At 71.9% G+C, this 15,153-nt stretch carries 14 protein-coding genes and 1 pseudogene; 8 read left to right on the top strand and 7 right to left on the bottom strand.

Annotation, left to right across the window (positions count from 1 at the left end):
• Window positions 1–209: 209 nt before the first annotated feature.
• The gene (locus QRY02_RS20780) at window positions 210–1,148 is read right to left on the bottom strand and encodes a helix-turn-helix transcriptional regulator (RefSeq protein WP_285993192.1); all 939 of its coding nucleotides are present in this window, start codon (window positions 1,146–1,148) and stop codon (window positions 210–212) included.
• A 98-nt stretch (window positions 1,149–1,246) separates the two neighbouring features.
• On the opposite strand from QRY02_RS20780, the gene QRY02_RS20775 reads away from it, so the two are divergent.
• Window positions 1,247–1,639: a VOC family protein gene (locus QRY02_RS20775; RefSeq protein ID WP_285993191.1), complete on the top strand. Its 393-nt coding sequence runs from the start codon at window positions 1,247–1,249 to the stop codon at window positions 1,637–1,639.
• On the opposite strand, the gene QRY02_RS20770 is transcribed toward QRY02_RS20775, so the two are convergent.
• Window positions 1,593–2,033 (bottom strand): hypothetical protein, encoded by a 441-nt coding sequence (locus QRY02_RS20770; RefSeq protein ID WP_285993190.1) that lies wholly within the window; start codon window positions 2,031–2,033, stop codon window positions 1,593–1,595. The two genes, QRY02_RS20775 and QRY02_RS20770, sit on opposite strands and share 47 nt — an antisense overlap.
• 86 nt (window positions 2,034–2,119) lie before the next feature.
• Here QRY02_RS20770 and QRY02_RS20765 point away from each other — a divergent pair.
• The 5 genes and pseudogenes from QRY02_RS20765 to QRY02_RS20745 all read left to right on the top strand — a co-directional run bounded on the left by QRY02_RS20765 (window position 2,120) and on the right by QRY02_RS20745 (window position 7,167).
• Window positions 2,120–2,971: pseudogene (locus tag QRY02_RS20765) on the top strand (helix-turn-helix domain-containing protein).
• Entirely contained in the window at window positions 2,968–3,156 is a 189-nt protein-coding gene (locus QRY02_RS20760; protein WP_285993189.1) for a DUF397 domain-containing protein, read from the top strand. Before QRY02_RS20765 ends, QRY02_RS20760 begins: the two are co-directional and overlap by 4 nt.
• A 49-nt stretch (window positions 3,157–3,205) precedes the next feature.
• Window positions 3,206–3,955, top strand: coding sequence for a 3-hydroxybutyrate dehydrogenase (locus QRY02_RS20755; protein ID WP_285993188.1), 750 nt, complete (start codon window positions 3,206–3,208; stop codon window positions 3,953–3,955).
• A gap of 31 nt (window positions 3,956–3,986) precedes the next feature.
• Entirely contained in the window at window positions 3,987–5,312 is a 1,326-nt protein-coding gene (locus QRY02_RS20750; protein ID WP_285993187.1) for an MFS transporter, read from the top strand.
• Window position 5,313: 1 nt separating this feature from the next.
• Complete coding sequence (locus QRY02_RS20745) at window positions 5,314–7,167, top strand: helix-turn-helix domain-containing protein (protein ID WP_285993186.1); 1,854 nt, start codon at window positions 5,314–5,316, stop codon at window positions 7,165–7,167.
• A gap of 403 nt (window positions 7,168–7,570) precedes the next feature.
• Here QRY02_RS20745 and QRY02_RS20740 read toward each other — a convergent pair whose 3' ends face one another.
• On the bottom strand, window positions 7,571–8,767 hold the full coding sequence (locus tag QRY02_RS20740; RefSeq protein WP_285993185.1) for an extracellular catalytic domain type 1 short-chain-length polyhydroxyalkanoate depolymerase: 1,197 nt from the start codon (window positions 8,765–8,767) through the stop codon (window positions 7,571–7,573).
• A 174-nt stretch (window positions 8,768–8,941) separates the two neighbouring features.
• Here QRY02_RS20740 and QRY02_RS20735 point away from each other — a divergent pair, with 174 nt between their 5' ends.
• The gene (locus QRY02_RS20735; protein WP_285993184.1) at window positions 8,942–10,297 is read left to right on the top strand and encodes a 3-hydroxybutyrate oligomer hydrolase family protein; all 1,356 of its coding nucleotides are present in this window, start codon (window positions 8,942–8,944) and stop codon (window positions 10,295–10,297) included.
• Here QRY02_RS20735 and QRY02_RS20730 read toward each other — a convergent pair.
• Window positions 10,284–11,240: a glycoside hydrolase family 6 protein gene (locus tag QRY02_RS20730; RefSeq protein ID WP_285993183.1), complete on the bottom strand. Its 957-nt coding sequence runs from the start codon at window positions 11,238–11,240 to the stop codon at window positions 10,284–10,286. The two genes, QRY02_RS20735 and QRY02_RS20730, sit on opposite strands and share 14 nt — an antisense overlap.
• Before the next feature lie 308 nt (window positions 11,241–11,548).
• Between QRY02_RS20730 and QRY02_RS20725 the strand changes: the two genes are divergently transcribed.
• Complete coding sequence (locus QRY02_RS20725) at window positions 11,549–11,953, top strand: hypothetical protein (RefSeq protein WP_285993182.1); 405 nt, start codon at window positions 11,549–11,551, stop codon at window positions 11,951–11,953.
• A gap of 18 nt (window positions 11,954–11,971) precedes the next feature.
• On the opposite strand, the gene QRY02_RS20720 is transcribed toward QRY02_RS20725, so the two are convergent.
• The 3 genes from QRY02_RS20720 to QRY02_RS20710 are packed head-to-tail and all read right to left on the bottom strand — an operon-like array spanning window position 11,972 to window position 15,082.
• Entirely contained in the window at window positions 11,972–12,952 is a 981-nt protein-coding gene (locus QRY02_RS20720; RefSeq protein ID WP_285993181.1) for a TolB-like translocation protein, read from the bottom strand.
• Window positions 12,949–14,202, bottom strand: a complete 1,254-nt coding sequence (locus QRY02_RS20715; RefSeq protein WP_502874222.1) for an MFS transporter — start codon at window positions 14,200–14,202, stop codon at window positions 12,949–12,951. Before QRY02_RS20715 ends, QRY02_RS20720 begins: the two co-directional genes overlap by 4 nt.
• A 4-nt stretch (window positions 14,203–14,206) precedes the next feature.
• The gene (locus QRY02_RS20710) at window positions 14,207–15,082 is read right to left on the bottom strand and encodes an alkaline phosphatase family protein (protein WP_285993179.1); all 876 of its coding nucleotides are present in this window, start codon (window positions 15,080–15,082) and stop codon (window positions 14,207–14,209) included.
• Window positions 15,083–15,153 lie beyond the last annotated feature (71 nt).

Below are 15,153 nucleotides of genomic sequence, written 5' to 3'. Positions count from 1 at the left end.
AACGGCCAGATACCGGCGGGTAACGGACACTCCGAGTGTTCTCGTCGGGTGTCCATTGTAGACCGATGAACGGCGTTCACCAAGCTGAGGGGTGATCACGGCCATTCGACATGATCGACGAGCAAGGTTCGAAAAGTGTGCAAGTGCTTTCGGGAGGCGTGGAGGCCGGACGGCGCGTTTGCGACATAAGGTGTCATAGCGGGTGGCGATCACGTCCCGTAGCGGGCCACCAGCTCCGCGCCGAGCCGCGCCAGTTCCGCCTTCACCGACTCCGGGCCCTCGACCTCGACCAGTGCACCCCACCCCGCCAGCTCTTGCGCGATCATGACCGGCGCCGGCGCGGCCACCCGCGCGCGGACCCGCTCCCCGGGCAGCTCCGCGACCAGCGCGCAGTGCCGTCCGAACCGGTCCTGGAGCACCCCGAAGTGCCGGCGGCCGAGCACCACGTCCGCGCTGAGCAGCGAACGGCGCTTCTCCATCTCCTCGACGACCTCCCGCCAGACCGCCGCCAGCTCGAAGTCCGACGGGCGGTCCGCCGGTTCTTCGGTCGGGGTGGCGGAGACGATCCGGTCGACGCGGAAGGTGCGGCGGCCCTTCGCCGTCCCCGCGACCAGGTACCAGACGTCGTCCTTGTCGACCAGGCCCCACGGGTCCACGAGCCGCTCGGACCGCTCGCGCCCGGCGTAGGTGAGCCGGACCCGGCGGCGGGCGATGACGGCGTCCCGCAACAGCAAGACCATCGGTGGCCGTTCCTTCGGACGCTCGCCCCAGCCGGCCTGGTCGACGACGACCGCGTCCGCCGCCGCCTCGGCGTCCGCCCGGAACGTGCCCGGCAGCGCGCCCATCAGCTTCCGCAGCGCCGATTTGACCTCCGGTGCGCCCGCCGCGGCCGGACCGGCCAGCAGGAACAGCGCCTGCGCCTCTTGGGCGCTCAGGCCGGAGAGATCGGTGCGCGCGCCGCCGACGAGCTGCCAGCCCCCGCCGCGGCCCGCCTGGGGGTAGACGGGCACCCCGGCCGCCGAAAGGGCTTCCAGGTCGCGGCGCGCGGTGGCGACGGAGACTTCCAGCTCCGCCGCCAGTTCGGCGGCCGTGACGCGGCCGCGCGTCTGCATCAGCAGGAGGGTGGCCACAAGGCGGTCGGCGCGCATGGGAGCAGTGTCGCAAACAAAGTGGTCACTTGATGAGCACTTTTACCCCGCATGATGACTCCACACCGCTTGACCGAGGCGCTACAGAGGAGCAGGACATGCTGCGAGGAATGGCCACCGTGACGTACTACGCCGAAGACCTCGAGGCCGCGAAGGCCTGGTACACGGAGTTCCTGGGGGCCGAGCCGTACTTCAACGTCCCCGGGTACTCGGAGTTCCGGATCGGCGACTACCAGCACGAACTCGGCATCATCGACCGCAGCTACGCCCCTTTCACGCACACCGAACCGGGCGGCGAGATCGTCCGCTGGCACGTCGACAACCTCGAAGCGACGTTCGCGCGCCTCCTGGAACTGGGCGCCAAGGAGTACGAGCCGATCACCGAACGCGGGCCCGGGTTCGTGACGGCCTCGGTCGTCGACCCGTTCGGCAACGTCCTCGGGATCATGACGAACGTGCACTATCTCGCGGTGCTGGCGGAACGCTCATGAGCCGGTACGCCTCCTTGACGCACTTTTCGCACCGCTCGTGCCGCTCGGTCTTGCCCGCCGGATCGGTGCCGTAGAAGGGGAAGCACCCCGCGCCGCAGCTCGCGAAGTAGATCAGGCCGAGCCGCACCTCGCCGCGGCCGACGTAGTGGCTGAGCCGGCGGCGCGGCTCCGGCCCGCACTCGGGGATCCAGCCGTGGGCGGGCAGGCGGGCGGCGGCGATCTCGTCGAGCACGCCCGCGCGGCCGATCAGGTCCGCGCCGAGGCAGCTGAGGCGCTCGCCGAGGTCGCGCAGGCCGTCCGCGCGAAGGGGCGGGCCGGTGAGCCAGGCGACGTCGCCGGGGAGGGTTTCGGCGAGGTCGCGGAGACGGGTCAGAAGTGCGTGGTCCGGGTCCATGACCAGCAGCGAACCTGACGCGGATCCGCGACACCAGCCGCCGGACGGCGAAGGGAAATGCCGGACCCCGATGACAGAATGCGGTCATGGCGACACCCTTCGCGACACCCCGGGCGAGAGCGCTCGGGTTCGGGCTGCGCACCTGCCGGGAAGCGCGGAATCTGGGCGTGCGGCAGCTGGCCCGGAAGATCGGCGTGCATGCGCAGGAGCTGTCCAACTGGGAGTACGGGAAGCGGATTCCCAAGGTGAAGCAGGTGGCGCTGCTGATGGGGGCGCTGGTCGTGGAGCCGGGGGAGCGAAAGCGGTTGCTGGAGCTCGCCCGCAACGCGACCGAGCCGAGCTGGCTCGAGAAAGCGGTGCCCGGTGTGACGCCGAGTGCCGCGACCTATGCCGAGCACGAGCGCGAGGCAATCGAGCTGTTCGACTGGGAACCCACGCTGATTCCCGGATTGCTGCAGACCCCAGACTACTGCCACGCACTGCTGAGCTCTTGGAATACGCCGCCGGACCGGATCGAAAAAGTGGTGTAGGCGCGGATGGCTCGGCGGCAGGTCCTGACCAGGTACCGGCCGCTCGACTATCACGTGTTGGTCGGTGAGGGCGCTTTGCGATCCGGGGTCGGCGGCGAACAGGTGATGGCCGAGCAGCTTCGGCACCTGCGGGAAGCCTCGGCGCGCCGGAATGTGAGGCTGCAGATCCTCCCCGGCCGGGCGGGTGCGCATGCCGGCCTGTTCGGCAACTTCGCGCTGCTCGACTTCTCCGTGCTTCCGCCGATCGTCTTCGTCGAGCTCTTCCAGGCGAATGCCTACCTCTACGATGCTGATCAGGTTGCCGGCTACCGCACGGCGGCGAAGAACATGGCGGCGCTGGCGATGGATGAGCGCGAAAGCAGCGAGTTCGTCGGGGAGGTGATCGCCGAGCTGGGAGGCAACGCATGACCTTGTGGCAGAAGTCCAGCTACTCGGGCGAAGACAAGTGCGTCGAAGTGGCGCTCGGACCTGCGGCAAAAATCCGCGACACCAAGGACCGCTCCGGCGGCACCCTCGAAATCTCCACCCGATCGTGGGATGCCTTACTGTCCGCATTGTGTCGGCCGACCACACTGGATCTTCCGAAGGTGTAGTCGCTCCGCACATAGCTAGCGACCGGGGTCACGCTTACCGTTCCCGTCCATGACCAGCGATCTGGACGGGCGCACCGCCCTCGTCACCGGCGGTGCGAGCGGCATCGGCCTCGCCTGCGTCCGCGCCCTCGCCGCGGCCGGGGCGAAGGTGCACGTCGTCGATATCGACGCGCCACGCACCGAAGCCGCCGCCTCCGAAGTGGGCGGCTGGGCGCACGTCGCCGACCTCACCGACCCCACCTCGATCGACGCTCTGCCCGCCGAAGTCGACGTCCTGGTCAACAACGCCGGAATCCAGCACGTCGCGCCCCTCGAAGACTTCCCGCCCGAGGTCTTCACGCGGATCCAGGCCCTGATGGTCACCGCCCCCTTCCTGCTCGTCCGGCGCACGCTCCCGTCGATGTACGCGCGGGGGTGGGGGCGGATCGTCAACATGTCGAGCGTCCACGGGCTGCGCGCCTCCGCCTTCAAAGCCGCTTACGTCGCCGCCAAGCACGGCCTCGAAGGCCTCTCGAAAGTCGCCGCCCTGGAAGGTGCCGAACACGGCGTCACGAGCAACTGCGTGAACCCCGGGTACGTCCGCACCCCGCTGGTCGACGGGCAGATCGACGCCCAGGCCGCCGAGCACGACATCCCGCGTGAGGACGTCGTCGCCGAGGTCCTGCTCAAACGGGCCGCGATCAAGAAGCTCATCGAACCCGGGGACGTCGCTTCCCTGGTGGTGTGGCTGTGCTCCCCGCACGCCGGCCACATCACCGGGGCCTCCATCCCGCTCGACGGCGGCTGGACCGCCGCCTAAGTCCCGTCACCACAAGGAAGTGGAGCCCGCAGTGAGCCAACCCCAGCGGTCGGCGATCGCCAAGATCGTCGGCGCGAGCCTGATCGGCACCACCATCGAGTGGTACGACTTCTTCCTCTACACCTCGGCCGCCGCCCTCGTCTTCAACAAGCTGTTCTTCCCGACGGCGAGCCCGCTCACCGGCACGCTGCTGGCGTTCCTGACCTACGCCGTCGGCTTCCTCGCCCGGCCGGTCGGCGGCCTGGTCTTCGGCCACTTCGGCGACCGGCTCGGCCGGAAGAAACTCCTGATCGTCAGCCTCACGCTGATGGGCGGGTCGACCTGCCTGATGGGCGTCCTCCCGACGTACGCCACCGCGGGTGTGCTGGCTCCGCTGCTGCTCACGCTGCTCCGGCTCGTCCAGGGCTTCGCGCTGGGCGGCGAATGGGGTGGCGCCGTCCTGATCGTCTCCGAACACGGCGACGACCGCCGTCGCGGCTTCTGGGCGAGCTGGCCGCAGTGCGGCGCGCCCGGCGGGAACCTCCTGGCCACCGCCGTGCTGGCGATCCTTTCGGCCACCCAGTCCGACGCCACGTTCATGTCCTGGGGCTGGCGCGTCCCGTTCCTGCTCTCGGGCGTGCTGCTGCTGATCGGCCTGTGGATCCGGCTGGCCGTCGCCGAGTCGCCCGTCTTCCTCGCGGCTCAGCGCCAGGCCGAGGCACGGGCCGAGAAGCACGTGCCGGTCGTCGACGTCTTCCGCAACAGCTGGCGCCAGGTGCTGATCACCATCGGCGCGCGGATGGCCGAGAACGTCTCGTACTACGTGATCACCGCGTTCATCCTGGTGTACGTCACGACCGGGCTGCACCTGCCGAAGGGCGTCGGCCTGACCGCGGTGCTCATCGGCTCGGCCGTCCACTTCGTGACGATCCCGGTGTGGGGCGCGCTGTCGGACCGCGTCGGGCGCCGTCCGGTCTACCTGTTCGGCGCGATCGGGATGGCCTTGTGGGGCTTCGCGTTCTTCGCGCTGCTCGACACGAAGTCGTCGGCGGTGATCGTGCTGGCCACGACCGTCGGGCTGGTGCTGCACGGCGCGATGTACGGCCCGCAGGCCGCGTTCTTCGCCGAGCAGTTCCCGACCCGGGTGCGCTACACCGGCCTTTCCGTCGGCGGGCAGCTGTCGTCGATCGCCGCCGGGGCCGTCGCGCCGCTGATCGCCGTCGCGCTGTTCTCCAGCTGGGGCAGCACCGTGCCGGTGTCGCTGTACGTCGCGGCGATGTGCCTGATCACCGTGATCGCACTGCTGTCCGCCCGCGAAACCCGCGGCGAACCGCTGCACGACGACGTCGAGGCGGAGAAGGCAGCCGTCTCGCCCTAGCATGACGGCCGTGACCGCACCCTCGGACGCGCTGCGCCGGCTGCTCGACCTGCTCGCCTCCGGGGCGAGCAGCGAGCAGCTGGCGCACGTCGTCGTGGCCGCCCGGGCCGAAGGCGCCCTCGACGCGGCCGACCTGGCCGCACTGGCCAGCGCGGGCGAGCTGGCCCTGCGGATCCGCGAGACGCTGGCCGAGCACCGGCGGCGCGAGGCCCGGCTCACCGCGCTGTTCGAGACCGCGAGCGAGCTCGCCGCACTGTCCGATCCGGACACCGTGCTGCGCTCGATCGTCCGGAGGGCGCGGGCCCTGCTCGGCGTCGACGTCTCCTACCTCAGCCTCAACGACGAAGCCGAGGGCAAGACCTACATCCGGGTCAGCGACGGCTCGGTGTCGGCGGAGTTCCAGCAGATCGTGCTGGGCATGGGGGAGGGCCTCGGCGGGCTGGTCGCGCAGACCGCGCGGCCGTACGCGACGTCGGACTACTTCAACGACGACCGGTTCAAGCACACCCGGCACATCGACTCCGGCGTCGAAGACGAGGGCCTGACCGCCATCCTCGGCGTCCCGCTGGCCATCGGCCCGAAGGTGCTGGGCGTGCTGTTCGCGTCCGACCGCGCCGCCCGGGAGTTCTCCGCCGACGAAGTGGCGCTGCTGTCGTCGCTCGCCGACCACGCGGCGATCGCCCTGGACAGCGCGAACCTCCTCGACCAGACCCGCCGCGCGGTCGCGGAACTCAACGAGGCCAACGCGACGATGGAACGCGCCGAGGACGCCCACGACCGGCTCACCGACCTCGTCCTGCGCGGGGGCGACCTGCCGGACGTGGCCGACGCGGTCGCGGCCGTGCTGCACGGAGAGCTCACGGTGTACGACGCCGACGGCACGCTCCTGGCGAGTTCGGCGGATCCGACGGCACTCGACCCGGACGCGCTGGCCGCGGCCCGCGCCACCGGGCGCGCGGTGTCCACACAGGACAACTGGGTGTGCGCGGTGCAGGCGGGACCGGAACTGCTCGGCTGCCTGGTGCTGGCCGGCCGCGCCGGGCTGAGCGACCCCGACCGGCGGCTGTTCGAACGCGCCGGCGTCGTGACGGCGTTGCTGCTGATGCTGCGGCGGTCGGTGGTGCGCGCCGAGGACGAGGTCCGCGGCGAGCTGCTGACCGACCTGCTCACCGCGCCCGGCCGCAACCCCCGGGCGCTGCTGGCCCGCGGCCGCCGGCTGGGCATCGACCTGTCGGCCCCGCACGCGGTGCTGGTCGCCCACGCCGACGGCGGCTCCCGGCGGCGCGTCGCGAGTGCGGCCGCCCGGCACGCGACGCTGGTCGGGGTGCACGCGGAGGAGGTCGTGCTGCTCGCCACCGGCGACCCGGACGAGCTGGCCCGCCGCGTCGCGGCCGACCTCGGCTCGGCGACCGGCCGCCCGGTCACGGTGGGCGCGGCGGGTCCGGCGAGCGGCCCTTCGGCGATCGCCGAGGCCCACGCGGAGGCGGCGCGCTGCGTCCGGGCGTTGCTGGCGCTCGGCCGGACGGGCGAAGGCGCGGCGATGGCGGGGCTGGGCTTCCTCGGCCAGCTCCTCGGCGACCGCGCGGACCTGGACGCGTTCGTCCGCCGGACGCTGGGGCCGGTCCTGGACTACGACGAGCGCCGCGGCACGGAGCTGGTCGCGACGTTGCGGGCCTACTTCGCGAACGGTGCGCAGCTGGCGCGGACGAAGGACGTGCTGCACGTGCACGTGAACACGGTGGTGCAGCGGCTGGAGCGGGTGGCGTCGCTGCTGGGGGAGGACTGGCAGGCGCCGGACCGGGCGTTGGAGATCCAGCTGGCGTTGCGGCTGCACCGGCTCGGCGTGCCGCGGTGATGCCGTCGATTTCTTCGAGAGTGCCGCGGACCAGTACCTGTTCAGCCGCTCGGCAGTCCGGTACGTCGGCTACCCGGGTCTAGCGGACCGGGGCGCGGTCAGGCACCGTGGAAGGCGACGGATACCGCATCTGGTGGCCGAGCCGGTGACCGCGGCGACGCGGTCCACGCGCTGTCCGAAGACGGTGCGACAGCGCTGCGCGGGCCGCACCTGGAGTCCCTGGTTCCGTTGCTGGACGGCACCAGGGACTTCGCGGCCCTGCGCAGCGAACTGCCCCGCGGACGTCCCCGCGGAAGAGGCGCCCGGGATGCTGACCCGGCTCGCCGAAGCCGAGCCGACCGCCTGCGAAGACCTCAACCCGATGCGGATCTTCCTTTGACACTGCCGTCTTGCGGAGCCCCGGTCAACACTGCCCGTCGGCGAGGATCCAGTAACCCGGGGACGTCTCCCGCAGCGCGTGGATGGTGAAGGTGTTCCACAGGCCCATGGCCTGGTTCGAACCGTTCGCGTAGGTCTGGCCGGCGCTCTGGTGCGCGCGGCCGGCCTGCGTGTGGGCGTAGTTGCCGGCGCTCACGCAGGTGCCCGACGGCGTGGTCGTGGTGGTGGTCGTCGTCGGCACGGCCGTCGTCGTCGTGCCCGATCCCTTGTCCAGTCCGAAGAACACGCCCGTGTGGTAGCTGGAGCAGATCCCGGCGAGGAAGTACGCGCCGGTGCTGCCGCACTGCGCCGGGCCGGTGCCGGGGTCGACCGCGGTGCCGTGGCCCATGCCCGCGATCGAGTACAGCCGGACCTGGCCGGCGTAGTCGGTCAGCGTCGTGCCGCCGGGCAGGGACTGCGTGCTCGTCGGCGTCGGGGAGACACCGTGCACCGCGGTCCACTGGTCGCGCAGCTCGGTGCCGTTGACCGGGTAGACGGTGTAGTCGGCGGTGCCCTGCCAGATCGCGACCCGCGGCCACGGACCGCCGTAACCGGGGTACTGCGCCTTGACCTTCGACGCCCACTGCGCCGGCGTCAGGCGCTGGTCGTTCTGCTGGCAGTTCGTCGCCTCGACGACGCTCGTGGCGCACTGGGCCGGCAGCCCGGCGTTGATCCCGCCCGCGGCGAAGACGTCCGGGTACGCGGCGAGCAGGTCGGCGGTCATCCCGCCGCCGGCCGACAGGCCGGTGACGAACACCCGGGAGGGGTCCGAGCCGTGGTCGGCGATCGCCTTGTCCACCATGGACTTGACGGAGGCGGCTTCGCCGTTGCCGCGGGTGTCGTCGGCGGTGGAGAACCAGTTGAAGCACTTCAGCGAGTTGTTCGCCGTCGACTGCTGCGGGAACACGACCTCGAACCGCCAGCGGTCGGCCAGCTCGGGCCAGCCCGAGTGCGCGTAGTAGTCCGCCGCGCTCTGCGTGCAGCCGTGCAGCGCGACGACCACCGGACGGCCGGTCCCGAGCCCGGCGGGGGTGTAGGTGTACATCGCCAGCGCGCCGGGATTGGCGCCGAACGACGGGATCTGGACGAGGGACGACGGTGGCGGATCGGCGGCGGCCACCCCGACGGTGGTCAGCACGGCGGCGGTGATCGCGGCGAGTCCGGCGAAAGCGAGTTTGCGCATGGTGAGTTCCTTCTCGTCGTTGAGAGGGGTCCCAGCGACGCTAGGACGGCCTCGCCGCCGGAGACCATGTGGCCGTCCACCACATCGGCTCGCCCGTTCATGGTGACCGGCGGGATGGCTCCGGGGCGCCGCACGCGGTTGGGTTCGGGTATCGCGAAGAGGCGGAGGTGGACCGTGCGGGGTTGGCTGACTTGGGTTCTCGCGGGAGCGCTCGCGGCGGCGCTGCCCGCACCGGCGTCGGCTTCGGCCGGGCGCTGCTCGGTGCACGTGCCCGGCGCCGAGCGGTCCGTGGCCGCGTGCCTGGACGACCTGACGACGACCGGCACCGTCGCGTCCGGGCACACCGTCGAGGCCGACTGGGCCGGGCTGACCTCGGCCGGGCTGCCGGCTTTCCGCGGGGTGCCCGGCGTGCAGGTCGACGGGTACTTCCCGGACACGTCCACGGCGAACACCAACCACGGCTGGAACCACGACGCGCAGTTCGTGCTGCGCCTGCCGGACCGGTGGAACGGCGGCCTGGTCGTCACCGGCTCGCCCGGCGTGCGGCGCCAGTACGCGAACGACCGCGCGATCGGCGACCAGGCGCTGGCGGAAGGCTACGCGTTCGCCGCCACCGACAAGGGCAACACCGGCGCGGCGTTCTTCACCGACGGCGTCCGGCCGGGGGACGCACTGGCGGAGTGGAACTCCCGCGTCACGCAGCTGACGCTCGCCGCTCGTGCCGCCGCGGCCCGGCACTACGGCCGTCCGGTCGCGAAGACCCTCGCGGCCGGGCTGTCCAACGGTGGCTACCTCGTGCGGTGGCAGCTGGAGAACCGGCCGTGGCTCTACGACGGCGGCGTCGACTGGGAAGGGACGCTGTGGCGGGCCGACGGGCCGAGCCTGCTCACCTTCCTGCCACCGGCGCTGCGCGCGTACCCGGCGTACGCGGCGGGATCGCCGTCGGCGCACCAGTCCATTCTGGACGCCGGATTCGCGCCGGGGTCGGAGTTCCTGTGGGACTACCACTACCGCGTCTACTGGGACCTGACGCAGCGGATCTACCGCGAGGAGGTCGACCCGTCGTTCGACGGGCCGCTGGAGGCGGGGACCCCGTTCTGCGCTTCGGGAACGCCGTCCTGCGACGCGGACTACGCGTATGCGTCCCGGCCGCCTTCGGTGGCGCGGGCGGTCGAGCGGATCTCGCTGACCGGCCGGATCGGCAAGCCGCTGCTGACCTTGCACGGCACGCTCGACACGCTGCTGCCGATCACCCGCGACTCCGACGTCTACGACCGGATGATCACGGCCGCGGGGCGCGGAGCACTGCACCGGTACTACCGGATCGAGGGCGGCAACCACGTCGACGGGCTGGTCGACGCCTTCCCGGACCGGCTGCGCCCGCTGGGCCCGTGCTTCCGGACGGCGTTCGACGCCCTCGGCGGCTGGCTGCGCGGCACCCGCCCGCCGGCCTCGGCGACGATCGCCCGTCCCGCCGGGGCGACCCCGGCGGAGCTGGCGACGTCCTGCGACCTGGTCAGTCGCCCTTGATGAGGTGGCCGGCCAGATCCGGGCTGAACGTGCCCGCCGGGACGCCCGAGCCGTAGCCGCAGCTGCCGTCGGAGTCGCCCGGGACCTTGATCCACAGCTGCATCTCCGGGCCGCCGCCGAGCTGGGCCGTCGCGCCCAGCTTGCGCTTCGGCGGGTTGCACCACTCGGTGTCCGTGCCGTGGCCGTTGCCGTTGCGGCTGGTGTCGACCACGAACGGGGCCGCGTAACCCAGCGCCGAGCCCACGGCCTTGCCGTACGTCGTCGACTCGGCCGTGGTGTGGAAATTGGACACGTTCAAGACGAACCCGTGGATGGACTGCACGCCTGCCGACTTCAGCCGCGCGGCCATCGTCGCGGCCGGGATCCAGGTGGCGTTGCCGCCGTCCAGGTAGGCCCACGTGTTCGGGGCCTTCTGGGCGAACTGCGTCGCGGCGAACTCCAGCAGGTCGATCCGCGTCTGGCGGGCGTCGCCGGGCAGGCAGTCGAGCTGGGCGAGCGCGTCCGGCTCGATGACCACGATCGCCGGCTTGCCGCCGATGCCGTCGGCGAACGCCGAGATCCAGTCGCGGTAGGCCTGCGGGCTGCCGGCGCCGCCGGTCGACGCGCCGCCGCAGTCGCGGCCGGGGATGTTGTAGGCGACCAGGACGGGCAGCTTGTCGGCGACGTCGGCGGCGTAGGTGTACTTGTCGACAGCGGCGCGGACGTCCCCGCTCCAGGTGCCGAACCAGCGGGCGCCGGGCTTGGCCGCGATCGCGGTCCGGATCGGGCCCGCGAGGCTGTCGCCGGGGTGGTCGCGGACCCACGCCGCCGGGTTCGAGTCCGGGTCGACGTAGAAGCCGTCGGTCTTTTCGAGGGGGTTGCCGTCCGCGGCGAGGGCCGGGGACGCGGTGGCGAGCCCGGTGAGCGCCAGCACAGCGGCCACGAGCCAGGTCTGGGTGCGCATTTCCCCAGTTTCCCGCCGCGACGTACACGAATCGTACAAAAATGCGGTGAACCGGATCGAACCCGCAGCCGTATTACTGGGTGAGGGGCGCGGTCTACCCGCCGCGAAACACGCTCTGAGCTGCAGTTTTACCGTCCGGACGGCCGACCCCGTTCGGCCGCTTGCGGGAGCGCCGACCGTCATTCATGATGGACTTCGGGGTCCGCGAAAATTCGTTGAAGTCGAATATCCAGGTGTCGGCCATGTTGCGGAAGAACCGTCCGTCCGGAAGTGAACGTCATGCTCCTACCTGTGCCCGGGGCCGCCTGATGGCCGTCGACCTGCCGGGTCTCGCGATCGTCGCCGGGCTGCTGTTGCCGGCTTTCGCCGCGGCGGCCTGGGCGATCGCCCTGGAACGGCGGCCGCGCCGTTCCCCGGTCGCCGCCCCCGACCCGGAGCCGGACTTCACCGTGGCCGGGATCCAAACGCGCCTCCGCCGCGAGCTGGCCGCGCGGAAGCTGGCCGACGCGGGCACGGTCGCCCTGCCGACGATGCCGATCCCGGCGCAGACCCGCCGCGAAGCGGCCCCGGCCCGGCTGCCGTGCCGCGTGGCGGGCCTGCTCCCGCCGCCGGCCCCGGCGACCGTCGGGTTCGCGGCCCCGCGGTTCGCGTTCGCGCCGCCGGACTCGGACTTGATGCGCCGCATCCTCGACGGGTTGCGCCAACTGGACTGACCGGCCGGTTGCCGGCGGTCACGAGCCCAGGGCCGCCGGGGACTCGGCGTCCGGGATCAGCAGCCGGGCGGCGCCGGAGCCGTCGGCCGGGACCGACCAGACGTCCGCGTGGCCCGGGCCGCGGGGCAGGCCGTAGCCGATCGTGTGGTCGTCGAGCCAGGCGGGCTGGTCGTCGACGCTGCGGGTCTCGGCCAGCGGCGTCACCCGCAAGCCCGCCAGCTCGAGCACCGACAACCGCCACCCGCGAGCCGGGTCGCCGTCCACCGCCGCCTTGAACGCCACCCGCGTGCCGTCCGGGGACAGCGACGGGCACTCGACGTTCTCGCGCAGCGTGCGGATCGTGTGCGCGGCGAAGTCGCCCGCGACCAGGTAGCGGTGGCCGGCCGTCGACATCGTCGCGTAGAAGTGGCGGTCGTCGCCGGTGAACGTCACGCCCCAGAAGTTGAGGTCGGCGGCCTGGTACGGCCTCCCGTCGAGCGTCACCGCGTAGTCCTCCAGCGTGCCCGCCAGGTCGCCGGTCGCCGTGTCGAGGATGCCGGCGCGGGTGGAGAACATGCCGCCGTTGTACGAATCGCCGGTGACGAAGACCGTCCACGCGAGCATCCGGCCGCTCGCCGACACCCGCGCCCGGTTCGGCAGCCCGACCAGCGGGATCTCCCGCCGCACCGCCAGCCCCCGGTCGAGCACCGCCAGCTGGTAGGTGGTCAGGTCGCCGTCCTGGCGCAGGCAGAGCCCGGTGCCGCCGGCGGCGTACACCCGCGCGCACGACAGCGGCGACACCGTCCGCGAACCGCCGGGGTCGGTGGCGGACACCGTGGTGACGTGCCCGCGGTCGGCGTCACCGGTGCTGCGGAACAGCAGGCGCGGGCCGGGGTCGAGGCTGACGACGCCGGTCGCGGTGACGTCGTGGCTGCGCGCGCTGGCGAACCCGACGTACGCGACCGCCGCCCCGGCGAGCACGAGCACGCCGACGACCGCGACGAGGATCCGGGTTTTCACGCCGTCACCTTCCGCGGGGAAAGCACCACGAACGTGACGGCGATCGCGACCACGGCCCCGCCGGCGGCGACCGTGATCGCGACGTCCGCACCCCAGAACTGCCACGCCAGTCCGAACAGGACGGACGAGGTGAAGTAGGCGAGCGCCTGCGTGGTCTGGACGAGCGAAATCCCCGTGGTGCGCAACGACTCCGGCAGCAGCGGACCGGCGAGCGCCATCAGGACGCCGTCGGTCGCCGCGTAGAACGCGCCGTACAACACCAGGGCTCCGGCGATCAGCGGCCAGCCGGACACCGGCCCGGCCAGCAGCAGGTAGACCAGCGCCAGCGCGCCGTAGCCGCCGAGCACCACCGGCAGCCGTCCGACCCGGTCGGCGAGCACGCCCAGCGGCGCGGCGAGCAGCAGGTAGCTGAGGTTCGTGCCCACCGCGAGCAGCGGGAACCAGCCGGTGGCGATGTCCTCCTCGTGCTGCAGCAGCAGGTAGACGAACCCGTCGCCGACCGTGGCCAGCCCGAGCACGCCCGCGGCCACCAGCAGCCGCCGCACGCCGCTGCCGCGCAGCAACGCGGCCGCCGCCCGCGGCGAGACCGGCGTCCCGCCCGCTTTCGGCGTCCGGCGGTCACGGACGAACAGCACCAGCAGCAGCACCCCGATCGCGGCGATGCAGAAGCTGACGACGAACACGGCGTCGAACGCTCCGGGGTCGGTGGCCCCGACGGCGGCCAGCACGGCGAGCGCGACCAGCGGCCCGGCGAACGCGCCCACGCTGTCCATCGCGCGGTGCACGCCGAAGGCCCGCCCGAGCAGCGGTTCGGGTGCCGACAGCGTGATCAGCGCGTCCCGGGGCGCCGTCCGCAGGCCCTTGCCGGTGCGGTCGAGCGTGATCACCGCGCCGATCGCGGTCGCCGACGCTCCGGCGGCGAGCAGGCCGAGCTTCGCCACCGCGGACAGCGCGTAGCCGACGCCGGCGACGACCTTGCGCCGCCGGACCCGGTCGGCGACGTACCCGCCGACGATCCGCAGCAACGCCGTCGCGCCGGTGTACAGGCCGTCGAACACCCCGTACGCGGCGGGGCTCAGGTGCAGCCCGAGGACCAGGTACACCGGCAGGACCGCGGTGACCATCTCCGAGGAGACGTCGGTGACGAGGCTGACGGCACCCAGCGCGAAGACGTTCGCACCGACCGCCGAGAGCTTGCGCCGGGACACCGTCCCAGCATGCTCCCGGCGACCGATGGTGGACAGGTACACGCGGTTACTGCCAGACGTCGAGGATCGGCGACTTGCTCGCGGCGTTGCCGATGCCGGGCAGTCCGTAGGCCGCCTCGATCGTGCGCAGGACGGTGTAGTGGCTGATCGACTCGCTGTAGCTGCCGACCTTGACGTTCGCGCCGGTGAACGTCGTGAAGATCTGGTTGACCGACGTGCCGCTGTCCTCGTCGAAGGTGGTGATCAGCAGGCTGTTGTGGGTCTTGGCCCACTGGGCGTAGGCGTCGAGGTTCTTCTTCAGCCAGGTGTCGCCGGTGCCGACGCCGCAGTCGTGCATGTCGTTGCACATATCGGGCGTGACGAACGAAACGGTCGGCAGCTGGGTGAAGTCGGCCGGGAAGGCCGAGAACCGGACGTTGCTCGCGGCGGGGACGTTCGAGAAGTCCACCCAGCTGTTGTGCTTGCGCCGGTAGGTGCCGCTGGAGCAGCCGGTGTAGCCGTCCGAGGGCATGGCTTCGGAGAAGCCCTTGAAGGTCTTGCCCGCGTCGATCAGCTGGCGGCCGAGGTTGGCCTTCGCGCCGAGGTTGGCCGGGCAGCTGTCGTCGGTGACGCCCTGCGTCGCGCCGGAGAAGAGGGCGACGTAGTTCGGCTGGCTGGGGTGGGTGATCGCGAAGGAGTTCGTGAACTTCGCGCTCTGCGAGGCGAGGGTGTTGAAGTAGGGCGCGCTGGAACTGCCGTTGATCGAGGAGTACTTCTTGTTCTCGAACATCACGAGGACGATGTGGTCGAACGCCGGCACGGCCGCGGCCGTCGGCCGGACGGCGGCGGACTCGTCCGTTCCGGTGACGACGGCCGCCGTGGCGGCGCCGGCGGTGACCAGGGTGGCCGCGGCGAACGCGGCGAAGATCCGCTTGCGGATCATGGGTCCTCCAGCACTGAGGGGGTGGGCGCCTCATGGTGCCCACGGCAGGGGACCGGTTCGTGAGGTGCTGT

The sequence above is a fragment of the Amycolatopsis sp. DG1A-15b genome (assembly GCF_030285645.1).
GTDB lineage: Bacteria > Actinomycetota > Actinomycetes > Mycobacteriales > Pseudonocardiaceae > Amycolatopsis.
The sequence above is the reverse complement of the archived record's forward strand: the minus strand, read 5'-3'. Positions and strand labels throughout refer to the sequence as shown.

Excerpts from the sequence above, each read along its gene's own strand:
- QRY02_RS20780 (WP_285993192.1), bottom strand. The coding sequence starts at position 1,148 with ATGCGCGCCGACCGCCTTGTGGCCACCCTCCTGCTGATGCAGACGCGC.
- QRY02_RS20775 (WP_285993191.1), top strand. The coding sequence starts at position 1,247 with ATGCTGCGAGGAATGGCCACCGTGACGTACTACGCCGAAGACCTCGAG.
- QRY02_RS20770 (WP_285993190.1), bottom strand. The coding sequence starts at position 2,033 with ATGGACCCGGACCACGCACTTCTGACCCGTCTCCGCGACCTCGCCGAA.
- QRY02_RS20760 (WP_285993189.1), top strand. The coding sequence starts at position 2,968 with ATGACCTTGTGGCAGAAGTCCAGCTACTCGGGCGAAGACAAGTGCGTC.
- QRY02_RS20755 (WP_285993188.1), top strand. The coding sequence starts at position 3,206 with ATGACCAGCGATCTGGACGGGCGCACCGCCCTCGTCACCGGCGGTGCG.
- QRY02_RS20745 (WP_285993186.1), top strand. The coding sequence starts at position 5,314 with ATGACGGCCGTGACCGCACCCTCGGACGCGCTGCGCCGGCTGCTCGAC.
- QRY02_RS20740 (WP_285993185.1), bottom strand. The coding sequence starts at position 8,767 with ATGCGCAAACTCGCTTTCGCCGGACTCGCCGCGATCACCGCCGCCGTG.
- QRY02_RS20730 (WP_285993183.1), bottom strand. The coding sequence starts at position 11,240 with ATGCGCACCCAGACCTGGCTCGTGGCCGCTGTGCTGGCGCTCACCGGG.
- QRY02_RS20725 (WP_285993182.1), top strand. The coding sequence starts at position 11,549 with ATGGCCGTCGACCTGCCGGGTCTCGCGATCGTCGCCGGGCTGCTGTTG.
- QRY02_RS20710 (WP_285993179.1), bottom strand. The coding sequence starts at position 15,082 with ATGATCCGCAAGCGGATCTTCGCCGCGTTCGCCGCGGCCACCCTGGTC.